At 60.7% G+C, this 16,632-nt stretch carries 11 protein-coding genes; 3 read left to right on the forward strand and 8 right to left on the reverse strand.

Annotation, left to right across the window (positions count from 1 at the left end):
* Nucleotides 1–49 precede the first annotated feature (49 nt).
* From ACQY7R_RS11425 to ACQY7R_RS11460, 8 genes are all read right to left on the reverse strand, one after another.
* Complete coding sequence (locus tag ACQY7R_RS11425) at nucleotides 50–1,036, reverse strand: hypothetical protein (protein ID WP_428305729.1); 987 nt, start codon at nucleotides 1,034–1,036, stop codon at nucleotides 50–52.
* A gap of 372 nt (nucleotides 1,037–1,408) precedes the next feature.
* Entirely contained in the window at nucleotides 1,409–1,852 is a 444-nt protein-coding gene (locus ACQY7R_RS11430) for a hypothetical protein (RefSeq protein ID WP_428305730.1), read from the reverse strand.
* A 180-nt stretch (nucleotides 1,853–2,032) separates the two neighbouring features.
* Nucleotides 2,033–2,470, reverse strand: coding sequence for a hypothetical protein (locus ACQY7R_RS11435; protein ID WP_428305731.1), 438 nt, complete (start codon nucleotides 2,468–2,470; stop codon nucleotides 2,033–2,035).
* 47 nt (nucleotides 2,471–2,517) lie between these two features.
* Nucleotides 2,518–3,555 (reverse strand): DUF1559 domain-containing protein, encoded by a 1,038-nt coding sequence (locus tag ACQY7R_RS11440; protein ID WP_428305732.1) that lies wholly within the window; start codon nucleotides 3,553–3,555, stop codon nucleotides 2,518–2,520.
* 339 nt (nucleotides 3,556–3,894) lie between these two features.
* On the reverse strand, nucleotides 3,895–5,367 hold the full coding sequence (locus ACQY7R_RS11445) for a LamG domain-containing protein (protein WP_428305733.1): 1,473 nt from the start codon (nucleotides 5,365–5,367) through the stop codon (nucleotides 3,895–3,897).
* 66 nt (nucleotides 5,368–5,433) lie between these two features.
* Nucleotides 5,434–6,945 (reverse strand): LamG domain-containing protein, encoded by a 1,512-nt coding sequence (locus tag ACQY7R_RS11450; RefSeq protein WP_428305734.1) that lies wholly within the window; start codon nucleotides 6,943–6,945, stop codon nucleotides 5,434–5,436.
* Nucleotides 6,946–7,047: 102 nt separating this feature from the next.
* Nucleotides 7,048–9,066, reverse strand: coding sequence for a PQQ-dependent sugar dehydrogenase (locus tag ACQY7R_RS11455; RefSeq protein WP_428305735.1), 2,019 nt, complete (start codon nucleotides 9,064–9,066; stop codon nucleotides 7,048–7,050).
* A 207-nt stretch (nucleotides 9,067–9,273) separates the two neighbouring features.
* Nucleotides 9,274–10,812: a hypothetical protein gene (locus tag ACQY7R_RS11460; protein ID WP_428305736.1), complete on the reverse strand. Its 1,539-nt coding sequence runs from the start codon at nucleotides 10,810–10,812 to the stop codon at nucleotides 9,274–9,276.
* Between the two features lie 541 nt (nucleotides 10,813–11,353).
* Between ACQY7R_RS11460 and ACQY7R_RS11465 the strand changes: the two genes are divergently transcribed.
* The 3 genes from ACQY7R_RS11465 (at nucleotide 11,354) to ACQY7R_RS11475 (ending at nucleotide 16,604) form a co-directional block, all read left to right on the forward strand.
* On the forward strand, nucleotides 11,354–12,586 hold the full coding sequence (locus tag ACQY7R_RS11465; protein WP_152100192.1) for a XylR family transcriptional regulator: 1,233 nt from the start codon (nucleotides 11,354–11,356) through the stop codon (nucleotides 12,584–12,586).
* Nucleotides 12,583–15,060, forward strand: coding sequence for a DUF1549 domain-containing protein (locus ACQY7R_RS11470; protein WP_428305737.1), 2,478 nt, complete (start codon nucleotides 12,583–12,585; stop codon nucleotides 15,058–15,060). Before ACQY7R_RS11465 ends, ACQY7R_RS11470 begins: the two co-directional genes overlap by 4 nt.
* A 107-nt stretch (nucleotides 15,061–15,167) precedes the next feature.
* Nucleotides 15,168–16,604, forward strand: coding sequence for a DUF1501 domain-containing protein (locus tag ACQY7R_RS11475; protein ID WP_428305738.1), 1,437 nt, complete (start codon nucleotides 15,168–15,170; stop codon nucleotides 16,602–16,604).
* The last annotated feature ends 28 nt before the right edge of the window (nucleotides 16,605–16,632 follow it).

Genomic DNA, 16,632 nt, shown 5'->3' on the forward strand with positions numbered 1-16,632 from the left:
CGCCTGCCTCGACTTAACTGGTCACAATGTGCGACAAAGGTGGTCAAACTCAACGCTGTGCACGGCGGCGGCGGGTCGCGCACGCCATCAAGAAAACGACGGCTGGCGAAGTCGCCAGCAACGTCGCAGGCTCTGGCACGGCGGACGCCACTGGCGCCGCTGGTCCCAGGCTGCCGGTGTATTGTCGTTGCCAAATCAGAAAATCGGCGCCATCGGTGACGCCGTCTCCATTGGCGTCTGCGCCATTGCTGACCGCGCCGTACTGGGTCTTCCAAATTGCCAAGTCGTCGCCATCGACATCGTCGTCGCTGTCGAAGTCGCCAGGAATTGCATTCGAGCTCGGCACGGTCGCACTGAAATTATCGATGGTGAAGTCCGTCTGAACCCCAGTAGCCACCGCGCTATAACCAAAAAGTCCCGAGAACCCGCTCGTGTAGGTTGCATCAGTGGCGGTCTTCTCCGTCACCAGCCCGCCGCCGATCTCGTAAACGCGTCCATGCAGTTGATCGCCAACGATTTCCAGCGAGAACGTGTAGTCCTTGTTGACCAAATCGAGCGTGATCGGAGTGTTCCCGAGATCGGTCAGGTTGGCTCCCGTGATTCGAAAGAGCGTCATCTCGCCCGCGACGCCGGCAAAGGGCTCGTAGGCGTACGCATAACCTTTCAGCAGATTAATGCCCTCTGCGCCATCGATGCGGGCCGTGACTCCGTACGCCGCGCCAGTCGTGTTCTGCACAAAGTCCGCCGAAACGATGACATCAGTAAAGCTGGTCGGCACGTAGCTAGCAACGTAACCGAGTTGCCCGTTGGCATTGATTTGCAAGCCGTTGTTGGGCGCGATGAGATGGTACTTTCCCGTGGAGGCGTCCCAAGTTTGTCCTGTGGATCCAACCAATCCGCTCAGATGCGTCCAGGCGGGATTGGCCGTGTCGTTCAGATCGGAGAAGTTATCGATGACCTGAGCGGCGACGTGATTCGCCGTCGCTGTCAGCGCGGCAACGCCCAGGAAGAAGGCAGGAACAATCCGTCGACTCATGCTGTTTCGCATTCGTTGAACTCCAGCTACGGCGTTTAGAAAAGTGCACATCATGTCGCTTGCTACGCCACCGCGCAGTCAGATGAATCTCCGCCGAAGCGCGCAAGCAAACGACAGCCGTGGCGTCGATACACGCCACGTCGGCTGCTTTGATTAGTGGTTAAGCGCTCACGGCCCCAGGAGAGAAGCAATCGGAACCATTCGGGCGATGACGTACCCGCAGGCGTCACCGCACCGTCGAGACTTGTCGACTCACGGAAAAGTGGTCAAAGAAAGAGGCTCGCCCCCAAATGAGGGGCTGGATGTTCGGCAAAATAGCGAACTGACAGATTTATGTCAACTTTGCGCAGGTTCTGCTAGCGCCAGCGTCAATCAGCGCGCGCCACGCAGCCGCAGATAGAGCTCTTGCAAGGCGCCTGCGCAGCTGCGGCCATCGGCCGCGAGTTGTTCGCAACGTGCTGCGGTTTTCGCGCGATCCATGTTCGCCCGCAACCGCGTCGGGACGCCGTCGGCCACGTCGGCCGCGACGTCGTCGTAGTTCAAACCGAAGCAGGCGCAAATCGGCGCGTCGAGATCTTTGGGGTAAACAGGCGCGGTCAATTCAGCGGCACTCACGACGGCGTCGAAGAGGTTGAAGTACGCCACGTCGCAACGGGGGAACGCGCAGAACCATGCCGTGTCACCCAGCATGCTGCGCGATTCAGGCCGGACGTAGCGATTGAGCACCTGGTGCTCGACCGGCGAACCGAGCGCCCCGCAACGGGGGCAGAACGCGCGGCCGTCGGATTCCGGCTCGCGGACGAAAGCTTTGTTCATTCATTGCCTCGACAATTGGCTACTGTTGAGGAGAGTGAATGTAACCAATCTGGAAGCTACGCTGGTAGCCCGCCCTCTGCATGGGGCCGCCTTCGCATGGCTGGCAAAAAAAAGCGGCGTCGGTTCTAAGAACCGACGCCGCTCAATTCATCCAGCGGTACTTGCTACTGAATTTATTGCCTAAGGCCGCGGCGGTCCTTTAATCGCGAAATCGAGCACCTGTCCCCCGCCGGTCACGTCAACGCTCTGCGAATTGCCTTCCGCCTTTTCAGCAATGTAGTTCGGCGATTTAGTGCTTTTCCACTGTTCCGCCTCCTCCCGAGTGCGAGGAGCAGCGCTACCGGCGTCGGCGGTGATTAGAGCGGTGTACTTGCCAGGCTTAGCTTTCTCCGCGGTATAAGCACCCGCGACAATCTTGCCGCCAAATGAAGGTTGTGTTCCCTGCGGTCTAAAACTCACGAAACCTGACTCAACGGGTGTTCCGTTGTAGGTGACGCTGCCGGTTAAGGCTGAATTCGCTCCATCTCCACCGCATCCAACTAGCGCGAAAGACATCAGTGAAAGCAGCCAGCCGAGACGACCAATGTGCAACATTTCAAATTCTCGCGAAACAAACAAGACAAGGCTCTTATGAGCCGTGCTGCAATGGAAATTGCCGTAAACCGCTACGGGAGATCGAGTGATTCATCGAAGCTGATCGTGCCCGCGGCGCGCCAAACCAAAGGCTCAACTCCATCACTGACAAATTTAATGGAACCATCGACCATGGACGTGTTAACGCCGCCCGGATGAACGCCGCGTGCAGCGGCGTGAGCCACTGCCCCGCCTTGGCTCCCCCCCTGGGAACCACACCTACTTCCACAGTCACATGGCGGCAAGTAACCGGCATCAGCGGGAGGGCATGCGCCGAAAATTTCATCTTTGTCAGACGAATTGGGAGTCTTGTAGTTGGAAAACAATGCGCCACCCATGTTTCCATAGATCGTCTCTCCCATTGCGCCGCCCCAACCTGAGGTGACGGGAACAATTCCTTCGGAGAAAAGGATCGTGCGAGAAGTGCCGTCGGAAATTCCCTTCAAACGGACTCCGGGATTCAAAGTCACATTGGAGCCGGGCGTTGACACGACGCCCATTGCCCCTTTCCATCCAAATTCAGGGACTGTCCCATCGGCAAAAGCCATTTTGTTTCCATACATATCGCCTGCTCCGACACAGCCACGATACGAGCCGCGCCAGAAGCCATACTCCAGAGTATCCATCTCGTTAGCCGCAGGAGTAATGTCGCTGGGGCAATAGAAGAGCGGAATCTGTGAATGCCTTGCTTGCCGCAAACGCACATCGTTGCCAATCGGACCATTCGAACCAGGAATAGTGCCGGAGTACACAGGATCGGTGATCGTCCAGTAAGCCTGATAGACCGCCTGCTGTTCGATATAAGGGAGAACGAACTGCGTCCAAGTATAGGTGTCCCACCGGTCGAATTTACGGCCAGGCGGAAGCATCTTTTTTGACGCCTCATGGTTCATCGCGCCCAACGAAAGGTTTTTTAAGTTGTTCAGGCACGAAGTACGCCGTGCCGCTTCGCGCGCCGCTTGTACGGCCGGCAACAACAGCGCAACCAGCACGCCGATAATCGCGATGACGACCAACAGTTCAACAAGGGTAAATCCGGAAACACGCCTGGGGGGGCAAAGACGTTTCATGACAAGCTCATTCCTTTCCGAGAAGAACTAACTTTTGCATTCTAGGCCCGGCTAATTAGCAGGGCGAGGCGTCCAGTGCTGGTCGCTAGCGGATTGTCATTTTTCTGCGATTTGCCGCCGCACATCGCTAAGTGGTCTCAAGAGACATTTGAGCGTTTACGGCAGCCATGCGTTCTTGCTGGTTGTTCGTCTACGGATGTCTAAGTCACTCAAAACCGCAACGATCTCGCGTCGTCAGCACGGCTTCGGTGTGCCGCCCACACCCTGCCCGAGCAGTCGACGACATGGGCAGACCGAAGCAACGTCATGCCGCTTCGGTCTGCCGTAGTCGATTGCGATTTACCGCTGGCGGCGCGTCGCGGCGAGCGCGACTCCCGCCATCACGATCAGACCGAGCGCGGCTGGCTCAGGAACTGCCGCCGCAGCGGCTTCCGCGGCGCCCGCGCCAAAGTTGGCCTTCCACGTTGCCAGCGACGCGGCGTCGTAGCCTGGTTGACCAAAGTTGCGTTGCCACAACAGGAAGTCGGCTCCATCGACCTTGCCGCTGTTGTTGAAATCGCCGGGCAGGCCCGCGACGCCAACGTAGGAAACCGTGCTGGTGATCAGCGCGCCGCCGTTTAGACCGAACTCCAACACTAGGTCGCCGTCGACGCCGCTGCCGAAGATCGACGTGTTGAACGCATTGCCCAGGCTGATCGAAGAGTTAGCCGCGAGCGTTGAACCCGCAGCGCCCAGGAATTGCTCAACGAGTTGGTTGGCGTTCGAGCCGGCGGTAGCCTTGTCCCAGCCTTCGCCAGCGGAGTCGCCGGCAACCGAGCCGGCATCCGGACCGTCGACCGCGCCGAAGTTCTGCGTATCGAGGCTATTCCAATTGGCGGTGCTGAGCGCGCCGCCAACGCTGCTGATCCGCAGGAAGTCGATAGCCAACGGAGCCGAGGCGGTATTCTTGAGGTTTACCGCTCCCGAATTCTTGTTGACCTCGAGGACCACGTTGCCGCCCGGATTCAGCACGTCTGGACCGAAAACCGCATGCGACAGCGCATCGCTCGCCGTCATGGCGGTGTTGTAGACGCGCAGCTCATTGACCTTCCCGTCGAAGATCGAGTCGGGCCATTGCGACCGGCCAAGCCAGATGTTGTTATCGAGGAGAGTCGACAGATTAAATCCAGCGGCCATGGGGTTGGAGCCAGCGAGCTTGCCGTTGACGTACAAGGTAATCGTCCCCGGCAGCCCTCCGCTCTGATCGTAGACCGTCACCAAGTGCGTCTGATCGGTCGTCGACATCGGAACGTTGAAGTCGACGAACCCTTCGTCGTTGACGTTCTTCGTATGCGTCGTTGTGCGGATGACGTTGGTGGCGCCATTCTGCGGGATAATCTGAATGTAGTCGGCGGCGTTGCCGCCGTCAGAAACGCCTTCGCCACCGTTGCTCGTACCGGCCGAGAATAAGGCAGCCCAGCCCCGATTCGTCGAGGAGGTGGCCCAGGTTTCGATCGTCAGTTGCCCAGGCGTGCCGCCATTGGCCGCAGCCGAGATGATGCCGTTCGGAAAATCGACGTAGGCATCTTCTGAAATGCCGCTGTTCGATCCTTGCCCGGTGTTGGCCGAAAGATCCAACTGACCGCCGGCAAAAACGGCGGTCGGAACGCCGGCGTCGACCACCGTGCCGTTAGCTGTGCCGACCGAATCGTTGGCGTTGGTCGTGAAACTATAGCGGTTAGTAATGGCTGCGCCGGCCTCTTGGAGACTGGCGGCCGACATGGCGCCCGTCAAGAGGAGCATGGCCCCAGGGATGAGTTGTCGCCGTTGCATGTTGAAACTCCAGATTGAAGTCAAGTTTTGATCGTTGAGAGAAGTGTTTGGGTTAGACCTAGCCGCTTACTTTCCGGCGGCGCGGCGCCGAGCGGCGACGAGCGCGACGGAGGCAAGCCCAGCGAGACCAAGCGTCGCCGGCTCGGGCACAGCAGCGCCGAGTGCGGCAAAGGCAGCCTCGCCATTGGCGGCGATGAAATCGGCCTTGAAAAGCTTGAAGTCGGCGTAATCGTTATCCTTATCGCCGTCCAGGTCCCCCTTGAGGTAGGCGGTGACCGCGGGGTCTGCAGCGAACGCGGTCGAGGAATTCGGGACGAATACCGCCCAATCGGCGGCGTTCACCAACCCATCGCCATTCAAATCGCTGCGCTTCGCAGCCGTGCCGGTGTAGACGATTTGCCCCGCTCCGGTAGCGCCGCCATTCATCGTGTAGGTGAAGGTCAGATCTTCAATCGGAGTCTTCTTCCAAGCGGCGCCGATCGAGGCTGATCCGTTGCCAGCGATCGTTCCGCCATCGAGCGTTCCGCCGGTGACCGATTCGGCAATGCTCAAATTCGTGGAGGAGCTGCTCGTCCACGTTCCGTTCGGGTCGAACGTGTTGCCGGCGTCGATCGACGTCCAAGTCGCGGGGTTCAAACCGCCGCCGACGGAGCCAATCGAGTAGCCTGTCACGTTGATGCCGCCGCCAGACTGGTTGCTCAACGAGATCACGCCTGTCGACCGGTTCACGGTGAGCACCGGCACCGGCGCGGGTTCAGGCCCGGCGGCGAAAGAAGCGGCCACTTGCGCGGCTGTCAGCGCGTTATCGTAAATCCGGAACTCGTCGATGAGTCCATCGAACAACGGATCAGGCCACTGAGCGCGGCCCAGCCAGTTGTTGTTGTCATTCAACTGAGTGAGGTCAATTCCTGTGGGAATCGCCGCGGTGACTGGGGTGCCGTTGTTGACGTACAACGTCAGCGTCCCGTTCGGCCCCGCAGTGATGTTCGTATGGTCGAACACTGCGACCATGTGGCTTTTCACGCCCGTGGCAAGCGGCGCTCCGCTGTGGGCGAAGTTCTCGACGCCGCCGGACGAGTGGACTGACGCCGACGCTTGGCCGTTAATGCTCTGCTGGGCGGTCATCAGCACGTAGGCTGACGCGCCAGCGCCACCGGAAGTATTCTCGCCGCCATTGCTGGTGCCGAAGTCGACGAGGCGCGCCCAGTTGCGGTTCTCTTGCGGTGTGGCCCAAATTTCTAGGGTGGCCGCGCCAGCGCCGGAGGTCATCGCCGACGAAAACACGCCATTCGGCAAATCAACGTAGGCCCCGACCGTCGTCGGCAACGAGAAGTCCTGGTTCGAGTTGGCGTTGTTGTTACGCGTCAGGTCGAGCGCACCGCCGGTGTAGCTGGAGATACCCGTCCGATCGATGACCTCGCCGTTCGCGGTGCCAACCGAGTCGTTGGCATTGCCGTTGTTGAAGGTGTACTTGTGCACCAGCCCGGCTTCAGCCGACGCTGCGAACACGGCGAGCGTCCCAGCGGCTAGCAAAAGCCGGCGGGCCGCCGATTTCTTTGAATGTCCCACGGTGTTCATCAAACGTCCTCCAAAGAGAGTTCGGGAGAGGCTGCGAGAAGCGGATGTTGACTGCTGCGGGCCGCGAGGGCTCATGAAGGTTCCTTTCAAAGGAGATGCGTCCTAACAGAGTTGACGAGTGGCAGCGACGGTTACCCATCGCTGCGTTGCGGAAGTGTGAGAGGATCGAACGAAAAGCGTGGCCGCCATACAGGCGACGCAAATCAAAACCGTCGCACTCGGTTCGGGCACGATGCCCGACATGACGACGAAAGCACCAACGCCGTTGACGGCATCGTAGTCTTGCTTGAATAACCGGAAATCGACGAAATCGCTGTCCCCGTCGCCATCCAAATCGCCGAAGGCGTACGACTCGGCTTTGCTGAGTCCCGAAAGATTGGTGTAGGCCCCGGTGAGGAAGACGGCCCAATCGGCTGCAGTCAGCGTGCCGTTGAAGTTGAGATCGCTGCGGTTAAAGGCGTGACCACCGTTGCCCGCGTAGGCGACCGTGGTCGCCAGCGGCGAACCGTTCACCACCAGGCTGATCGCCAAGTCTTGCATCGGCGATTTCAACCAGCCGCCGCCGGCTGACAGGACGATCTGCTGCCCGACGCCAAGCGTGCCGGCGTCGCCAGTGGTGACTTCGGTGAACGTCAGGTTATTCCCGGCGGCTGATGTGATCTGCCAGGGGTTGTTGCCATCGACCGAACCGTTGCCGGTCGAGTCGTAGTGGCCGGTGATCGGCGTCAGAGCCGTTGGATTGATCGCTCCGAACGGCGAGTTGATGGTAAGGGACGTGAGATTGACGGCTGCCGTCGTATTGTTCGTCAACGTGATCGCGCCCGTATCGCGATTGACCGTCACGTTGATGGCTGCCGCCGGCACGATGCGGAAAATCTCGCCTTGCCCCAGCGCCGGGAAGAAGGCGTTGCCGAACTTCACGATGTACAGATTGCCGGCATTGTCTTCGCCGAACGACGTCACGAACTGAATGTTTGCTCCGCCGCCGATAGCGGTTTCGAATGCCGTCGTGTGGTTCGTCAGGCCAGTGAGATTCGTCCCGTTGTAGTTGGCCGTGGGAGTCGAGGTGTCAAAATTGCCCGAGTAAACGTTGCCGTTGGAGAAATCTGAGAAGAAGTAGCGGCCTTGAAGTTCTGCGACAGGGCCGCGGTACACGTAGCCGCCGGTAATCGAGCTGCCAATGAGTTGCGTCGGGTGGGGCAGGGGGTTGCTGTAATGGGCGTAGTCGAAGATGGGATTGAGATCGCCGGGCGAGCCGGGGCCCCCAACGCCGGGTTGAGTCGTCGCGATGGTTCCTTCGCGCGACGTCCAACCGAAGTTGAGGGGCGGGTTCGCAGGATTGGCGAAGAAACTGCTGGGGACGTAGTTCACCTCTTCGGCGGTGTTAAATCCGACGTCGCCGATGTAGAAGTCGCCGGTTTGGCGATCGAAGCCCGAGCGGAACGGATTGCGAAGCCCCGTCAACGCAACGCTGACGCCGGCATGCGTCGCGTCAGTAGCCGGGGTGGGGAAGCTAGCAGTCAGATCGAACCGCAGCATCTTTCCATAAACCGACGATGGGCTTTCGATAAGTGCGGGGTTGAATCCCGCTTCATCGGCCTGGGTGCCGCCGTCGCCCATCGTGACGAACAACTCGTTGTTGTTGCCGTTGGGACGGAAATGGACCTGGTTGATCGTGTGGAAGACGTTGTTGAGGTTCTGATACTGAAGAAGCCGCCGCTGGAGGACAGGCGCGCCCGAGACAACTTTATATTCGTCGAGGGCGTTCGTACCGTTGTTGTTGCTGGTTGTGTAAAAGAGGCCGTTGGTTTGGTAGTCGGGGTTAAAAGTCAGGCCGAGAAGTCCGCCATCGGAATTGATCGATCCGGCAACGTCGAGAAAAGTGCTGAATGTTTGAGTCTGCATATCGAACTTACGAATGCGACCAAGCTGGTTGCCTGTATCGCTCCGTTCGACGATGTAGAGAGAATTGTTGTCACCGGGCGCCTGTACCATGCCGACAGGCTGATTCAGCCCGCCGACGACGCGTTCCACCGTATAGGCGGCGCGCGCCGACTCGCCCCAGCCGGCGACTAGCCAGCAGGCAACGAGCAAGGCGGTTATCAGCAATCGTTGATGCATGTTGTTGCCGTAGATAAGAACTGGATCGCAGTTCGGTTCGCTAGGCTTGATACGTTTCGTTCTGCAGTTCTAGTTTCACGCGTTCTTAATGTCGTTGTCGGCTCGGTTGCTTGAGCCTTCGATTTAATGGGCGCCGCTGTCGACCGCACCTTCCTGGCTGCCCCCCAGGCAGGCAGGCTGCGGATCGACAGCGGCCCCAATGCTTCGCTATCCCGTGAGCTCAATCTCCACCGCGCTCACCGAGGCCGCCGGGAATTCCCACTTCCCGTCGTTCGAGAGCGTCCGTTCGGCGATCTGCATCACGTCGTCGCTGTTCAAATCGGAGACCTCTACCATCGGGTCGTCCGCGATTTCAAACGCCGTCGCACTCCTGATCGTCGCCCCCGCGAGGCTGAGCTCCGCAGACGCCGCCCGATCGCGATTCGTGTTCACGACGTGCAAGAAAAGTTTGTCGCCCGTCCGGCTTGCGACAACGTCCAAGCCATCTGGTACATCAGTCACTTCCACCGCCTGCTCGCCGATATGACGTCGGTAGAGCTTCATCACCCGCGCCACCGGCATCAGATACGACTTGCCGTGCGGCACCGGAATCATCACCGCATTCACCTGCCACCGCGTGCCGCAAAAGTCGGCCGCGGTGGCGATCTTCAGCACGTCGCCGTGCCGCTGGTGGTTGTTCAAAATCCGCCCGTAGGAAACCCCCGTCGCCCAGGTGGAAAGAACATCGCAGCGATCGCGCCCTGGAATCGCAAAGTGGCACTCCGTCATCGCCAGCGGCACGTCGCGGCCCTTCAGCCCGTCGCGCGTCTCCCGAATCTTGCGGTCGTTGATCTGCCAAGCGTTCATCAGGCAATCCCACGTCGCCGCCGGATCGCGACGGTAAAGTTCGCCCCGCAGGACTGGTCGCTCATCGCTATCCGGGTTGAACATTTGGTGGAACGCCAGCATGTCGACGTGCTCGCCGGCTTGCTCGTGCATGTCGGCCGCCCAACCCGAATCACCCCACGCGATCAGTTGGATCGACGGATCGACCTTTCGCATCGCCTTCGAAAACTCGATGGTCTTGGCAATCGCCTCGCTCTTGTTAAATCCGCCGTTGTCGTACGAGGTTTCATTCCCCAGCTGCCAGTAGCGAATCGGCAGCGGGTCGGCGAATCCGTGGCCCCGGCGTTCGGCGTTATCGGGATCATTGCAGTAAGCGACCCAGTCGGCCGCTTCCTGGGCATCGCCCCACCGCATGCTCCCCTTCGCTTCGCGATATTGCTTGCGACCGTCGCCAGCGAAATTGACGCACATCAGCGGTTCAGACTTTACCTGCCGGCAGAAGTCGATGAACTCGGCTGTTCCGATCTGATTTGATTCCAATCCGCCCCACATGAGGTTGACCATCGTGGGACGTTTTCCCCGCGGCCCAACCCCCTCGCGCCAGCGGTAGAAATCGGTGAAGATCCCGCCCCAACGCATCATCGTCGGCGCCAAATCTTGCGTAGCGGCGATCACATCTGGCCGCCAACGATCTTGCACATGGTCCCACGAGGCTTCGACGGAACTGTCGGTGACGCCCAACGGCTCCATAAACTGCATATAGAGATAAGGAGACAACTCGAAGCGCGGCGTCAGATCGACCTGCAGCAGCGATCCTTTCTCAGCCGCGGCATGCGCGTTGCGCGCACTCGCCAGCGTTGCCGCGGTCGCGCCAACGACCAACGACTTCACCGCATCGCGGCGAGAAAGTTGCCGAGCCATAAGAACTCAAAAGCTGCCGGCTGGAAATGACAGATGAGAGCCGCCATGACCAAAACGATCATGCCGCGCCGCTGTCTACCAGCGTGGGAAAAGTAGTTTGCGAATTGCCTGGAAGTAGTAGTGCCGCCCGTCGAGCGTTGCAGCCAACGCCGCATCCATGAAAAGCGAGACGTCCTTGCCGGCCGCGCGAGCGCGGTTCCTTAATGTCTCTACCTGCTCGACAGTGTTTCCATTCTGCTTGGAACCGAAATTTCCAACAATGAGATGGAGCGTCTACGTCATTGAGATATATTGCTTATTCAAATTGAGATATATTCCGACCCCGCTTCTCTTGGTTCCGCTCACGTTCCGGACTAGAATTTACCGAAGATCGCAGCCGTTTCCAGCCCTTCATGGCACGGACCGCCCGCGAGCCTCGGACGGATGGCGGCCCTCTTTTCATCCGTCCTGCACCAATCTTGTCGCTCCTTATTGAGAAACTTGTTTCTGGCCGCCAAGCTCTGTGCTGGCGAGGCCAGTGTACCTTGCGGAATATTGGCCTATGTCCGAGCGCCTACGCGTCGCCCTCGACATTGAAACGTCCCTCGTTTACGGACGACGGCTCCTGGAAGGAGTCTCGCGCTATCTCCGCGCCAACCGCCCCTGGTCGATCTACATCGAGCAGCACGAACTCGGCAGCGACCTGCCTGGTTTCCTTAAACGCTGGAACGGCGACGGCATCATTACCCGCCAAGCGAGCCCCGAGTCGATCAAGCTCCTTAAGCGGCGTCACCTTGCCGCCATCGATCTCGGCGACATCCATCCCCATCTTGGTTTGCTGCGGATTGGCTCCGCCCAGGTCACGATCGGGCGGATGGCGGCTGAGCATCTGCTGGAGCGCGGCTTCGAGCATTTCGCCTGCTGCGGGTTCGAAGGCGAGCATTGGTCGCAGCGTCGCCGCGACGGCTTCATCGCCGAGATCGGCCACGCCGGCTTCCAAACGAGCGTCTACGAGTCGCCGAGCGCCGGCTTGCAAGTTTGGAAACGCGATCAGCAGCGACTCGTCGAGTGGATCAATTCGCTGCCGCGCCCCGTCGGCGTCTTCGCGACTAACGACATGCGCGGGCAACACATTCTCGACGCCTGTGCTCGCCTCGACCTCGCCGTCCCCGAACAGGTGGCGGTGATCGGCGTTGATAACGATGATCTTGTCTGCAATCTCTGCAACCCCGCGCTGTCGAGCATTATCCCCAATCCGGAACGCATCGGTTACGAAGCGGCCGGCTGGCTCGATCGGATGATGCAAGGCGAAACGCCGGCCGCGCTCGACATCGAAATCCCGCCGCTTGGCATCGCCGTGCGGCAATCTTCGGACGTGTTCGCCGTTTCCGATCCGACGCTCGCCGCGGCGCTCCGCTTCATTCGTGAACGGGCCTGCGACGGCGCCACGGTCACCGATCTGCTGAATCACTTGTCGGTGTCGCGTAGCTGGCTCGAACGCAACTTCCGCAAGCTGCTCAATCGCTCGCCGCAGGCTGAGATTCGCATGGTGCAGATTAAGCGGTGCAAGGAACTCTTGCGGACGACGAACCTCTCGCTCGAAAAGATTGCCGGCCTCGCCGGATTTGAGCATCCTGAATACATGAGCGTGGTGTTCAAACGCGAAACCGGCCGCACCCCCGGACAGTATCGCAGCAACGGATCGGCCCCTGTCGGCGCTGCCGCGGCGGGAGGAAACTCGATCAGCGCGGCGAACGCGATCGACGTAAAGAAGCGAAATGGCATGATGATATGAGTGACGAGCAGACCACTGCCGCCTTGCCGAGAACGCCGCGACGTGCCGCGACCGCTGCACGTCTACTGTCGGCGATTGCGCTCGTCGGGTTGTTGGTCGGCGGCGTCGAGTCGTCCCACGCGGCGCCGGTGAACTTCTCTCGTGAAGTAAAACCGATCTTGGCCCGCCGTTGCTTCGCGTGCCACGGCCCCGATTCCGGCGAAGGGGGCCTGCGGCTCGACAGCCGCGAGCATGCCCTCGCGGAGCTTGATTCGGGCCTACTGGCGATCGTGCCGAAGGACGTTGATTCGAGCGAGTTGCTGACGCGGGTCACGTCGGAGGATGAGTTCACCCGCATGCCGCCGGAAGGGAAGCCGCTCACAGAGCACGAAATCGACGTGCTCCGCCGCTGGATTGGCGAGGGGGCGGAATACCAGAAGCACTGGGCGTTCGTCGCTCCAGTGAAGCACGAACCGCCGGCGCTCGAAGCAAGCCCCCACAAGTCGTGGGTGCAAACGCCGATCGACGCCTTCATTCTCGCGCAGCTCGAAGCCAACAACCTGCAGCCGGCGCCGCAGGCGGACAAACGCACCCTCTGCCGGCGCGCTTACTACGACCTCACGGGCTTGCCGCCGACCGAACAGCAGCTCGAAAAGTTTCTTGCGGACGAATCGCCCGATGCTTGGGAGCGGTTGGTCGACAAGCTGCTCGCCTCGCCTCACTATGGCGAGCGTTGGGGCCGCCATTGGCTCGACCTCGTCCGCTTTGCCGAGACCAATAGCTTCGAGCGGGACGGCGAGAAACCAAACGCCTGGAAGTACCGCGACTATGTCATCCGCAGCTTTAATGATGACAAGCCGTATGACCAGTTCGTCAAAGAACAGCTCGCGGGCGATGAACTCGACGAGGTGACGCGCGATTCGATCATCGCCACCGGCTACTATCGGCTCGGTATCTGGGACGACGAGCCGGCCGACGCCGTGCAGTCGCGCTCGGATGAAATGGACGACCTCATCGCGACGACGAGCCAAGCCTTTCTCGGCCTGACCGTCGGTTGCGCCCGCTGCCATGATCACAAGATCGATCCGATCCCGCAGAAGGATTACTACGGGATGGCGGCGTTCTTCGGCGACGTCACCTCCTACGGCGATCGCGGCGATCAGACCTCATGCAATCAGTGGGATCTGAGCCCGCCAGAAACGGCGGCTCGCCGTCGTGAGCTGCGCGAGCAGGCCGACTTGGTGAATCGCGAAGTGGTCTCGATGGAAGAGGTCGGCGTCAAACGGATGGAGGCCCCCGACCAACGCCGCAGCGAAACGCACGATCGCGAGCGGCTGCTAAAACGCAAGCTAAAAAAGTACCTCAACGCGTCGGAGTGGGAGCAGTACCAAGCGACACGGCAGCGGCTCGACGCGGCGCACGCCGAATTGCGCGAGCTCGGCGAGCCGGAGTCGGCTCTCGCGCTCGCCCGCTGCAACGCGCACCCGGAGCCGACGCACCTCAATGTTCGCGGCAACCCTCACGTCCCGGGCGACGTGGTCGAACCTCGCTTCCCGCAGCTCTTCGGCGTCGAACAGCCGACGATTCCCGCAGCGCCCGAGGGCGCTCGTTCAGCCGGGCGTCGCAAGGTGCTCGCCGACTGGATCGCGTCCGACGACAACATGCTCACGTCACGGGTGATCGCCAACCGTGTCTGGCAGCACCATTTTGGCCGCGGCCTCGTCCGCTCGGCGAACAACTTTGGCGAACTCGGCGACGTGCCGACGCATCCGGAACTGCTCGACTGGCTGGCGATCTGGCTCACCGAGCACGAGTGGAAGCTGAAGCCGCTCCACCGCTTGATCATGACCAGTAGCGCCTACCAGATGTCGAGCCAGGCCGACGCGGCCGCGCTCGCCGCCGATCCGCTGAACGACAACCTGTGGCGATTCGACCTCCGTCGGCTCGGCGCCGAAGAGCTCCGCGACGCGACGCTCGCTGCCAGCGGCAAGCTCAACCTCGACATGTACGGCCCAAGCTTCTACCCCGAGATGTCGCCCGAAGTCCTCGCCACGCAGTCGATGCCAGGCCAAGGCTGGGGCAAGTCGTCGGCCAAGGAACAGTCCCGCCGCAGCGTTTACATCTACGTGAAACGCTCGCTGCTAACGCCGCTGCTCACGGCGTTCGACTTCCCCGACGTCGACGCGAGCTGCGAAGCGCGGTTCAACACAACGCAGCCGGGCCAAGCGCTGTCAATGCTCAACGGCCAATTCGCCAACGAACAAGCGGGCTATCTCGCCGACCGCGTCCGTACCGAAGCGGGCGACGATCCGAAAGACCAAGTCGCCCGCGCGATCGAAATCACCCTCGGCCGCGAAGCGACGAAGGAAGAAATCACCGACGGCCTCGACCTATTAAATCAACTAACGAAAGACCACAACCGCGACCCCCAAGAAGCACTGCGCTACTGGTGCCTAGTCGCGCTCAACCAAAACGAATTCCTCTACCTCGACTAAAAACACTCCATCTTCCCTCTGCGTCTCCGCGCCTCTGCGAGAAACTACTTCGGAAAGATCTCTCGCAGAGGCGCAAAGGCGCAGAGGAAGAATCAAAGAGCCAGACGATGACCAATCACATGCACAACTTCTGCGGTCGAACGCGGCGGGAGTTTTTGTGGGAGAGCGGCTGCGGGTTCGGCGCGGCGGCGCTAGCGTCGCTGCTGTCGGCCGACGGAGCGCTCGGCGCCGCGGCCAACCCGCTCGCGCCCAAGCCTGCGCCTGGCTCCGCCAAAGCCAAGAGCGTCATCTTCTTGTTCATGTACGGCGGCCCCAGCCACATCGACACGTTCGACTACAAACCGACGATGGTCGGTATGGATGGCAAGACGATCGCCGTGAAAACCCACGGTCGCGGCGGGCACAAGAACGAAGGCCGCATCGTCGAACCGCGCTGGAAGTTCAAGCAGTACGGCCAATCGGGCAAGTGGGTGAGCGATCTCTTCCCGAACCTCGCCCACTCGGTCGACGACATCGCGTTCATGCATTCGATGACCGCCGAGTCACCGATCCACGGCTCGGCGATGCTGATGATGAACTCGGGCAAACTGCAAAGCGGCAGCCCCTCGATCGGCAGCTGGGTGAATTACGGCCTCGGCTCTGTCAATGAAAACATGCCGGGCTACGTCGTGATGCTCGACCACACCGGCGGCCCGATCAGCGGCGCGAAGAACTGGTCGAGCGGCTACATGCCGGCGACCTACGCCGGCACGGTGTTTCGGCCCGACGGCTCGCCGATCAACGACCTCAAGCTGCCCGAGGGCACGACCCGCCCGCTGCAGCGCGACTTGCTCGATACGCTCGCCAAACTCAACGAACGCCACCGCCAGCCGCGGCTCGATCAGGCTGATCTCGCGTCGCGGATCTCGACCTACGAGCTGGCCTACAAGATGCAGCAACATGCCCCGGAGGCGGTCGATCTCAGCCAAGAGACCGAGCATACGAAAAAACTGTACGGCCTCGACAACGAGCAGACCCGCCAGTTCGGCACGCGGTGCCTGCTCGCTCGCCGGTTAGTGGAGCGTGGAGTCCGCTTCATTCAGGTTTACTCGGGCGGCTCGCACAACGACGACAACTGGGACGCCCACGGCGACCTTGTCTCGAACCACACGAAGCACGCCGGAGCGACCGACCTGCCGATCGCAGGCCTCTTGAAAGATCTCAAGCAGCGCGGCCTCTTGGAAGAAACGCTCGTCGTCTGGGGCGGCGAGTTCGGCCGCCAGCCGACCGCCGAATACGACGTCGGCACGGGCCGCGACCACAATTCGATGGGGTTCACGATGTGGATGGCCGGCGGCGGCGTGAAGGGGGGCGTGAGCGTTGGCCAAACCGACGAAATCGGCAGCGTCGCCGTCGACCAACCGATGCACGTCAAACGGCTGCATGCGACGGTGCTCAATCAACTCGGCCTCGATCCCAACGCGCTCAGCTACTTCTTCCGCGGGCTCGACCAGAAGCTTGTCGGGGTCGAGCATACGGAACCGATTAAAGAGATTATTTCGTAATTTGTGAGAAACTTTTCGCTCATCTCGT

This window comes from Lacipirellula sp. (assembly GCF_965279485.1).
In the GTDB taxonomy this organism is placed as follows: Bacteria; Planctomycetota; Planctomycetia; order Pirellulales; family Lacipirellulaceae; genus Lacipirellula.

What these genes read in the sequence shown, in the direction of transcription:
- ACQY7R_RS11440 (WP_428305732.1), bottom strand. Translation starts at nt 3,555, where the DNA reads ATGAAACGTCTTTGCCCCCCCAGGCGTGTTTCCGGATTTACCCTTGTT.
- ACQY7R_RS11460 (WP_428305736.1), bottom strand. Translation starts at nt 10,812, where the DNA reads ATGGCTCGGCAACTTTCTCGCCGCGATGCGGTGAAGTCGTTGGTCGTT.
- ACQY7R_RS11475 (WP_428305738.1), top strand. Translation starts at nt 15,168, where the DNA reads ATGACCAATCACATGCACAACTTCTGCGGTCGAACGCGGCGGGAGTTT.
- ACQY7R_RS11450 (WP_428305734.1), bottom strand. Translation starts at nt 6,945, where the DNA reads ATGAACACCGTGGGACATTCAAAGAAATCGGCGGCCCGCCGGCTTTTG.
- ACQY7R_RS11465 (WP_152100192.1), top strand. Translation starts at nt 11,354, where the DNA reads ATGTCCGAGCGCCTACGCGTCGCCCTCGACATTGAAACGTCCCTCGTT.
- ACQY7R_RS11470 (WP_428305737.1), top strand. Translation starts at nt 12,583, where the DNA reads ATGAGTGACGAGCAGACCACTGCCGCCTTGCCGAGAACGCCGCGACGT.
- ACQY7R_RS11430 (WP_428305730.1), bottom strand. Translation starts at nt 1,852, where the DNA reads ATGAACAAAGCTTTCGTCCGCGAGCCGGAATCCGACGGCCGCGCGTTC.
- ACQY7R_RS11425 (WP_428305729.1), bottom strand. Translation starts at nt 1,036, where the DNA reads ATGAGTCGACGGATTGTTCCTGCCTTCTTCCTGGGCGTTGCCGCGCTG.
- ACQY7R_RS11455 (WP_428305735.1), bottom strand. Translation starts at nt 9,066, where the DNA reads ATGCATCAACGATTGCTGATAACCGCCTTGCTCGTTGCCTGCTGGCTA.
- ACQY7R_RS11445 (WP_428305733.1), bottom strand. Translation starts at nt 5,367, where the DNA reads ATGCAACGGCGACAACTCATCCCTGGGGCCATGCTCCTCTTGACGGGC.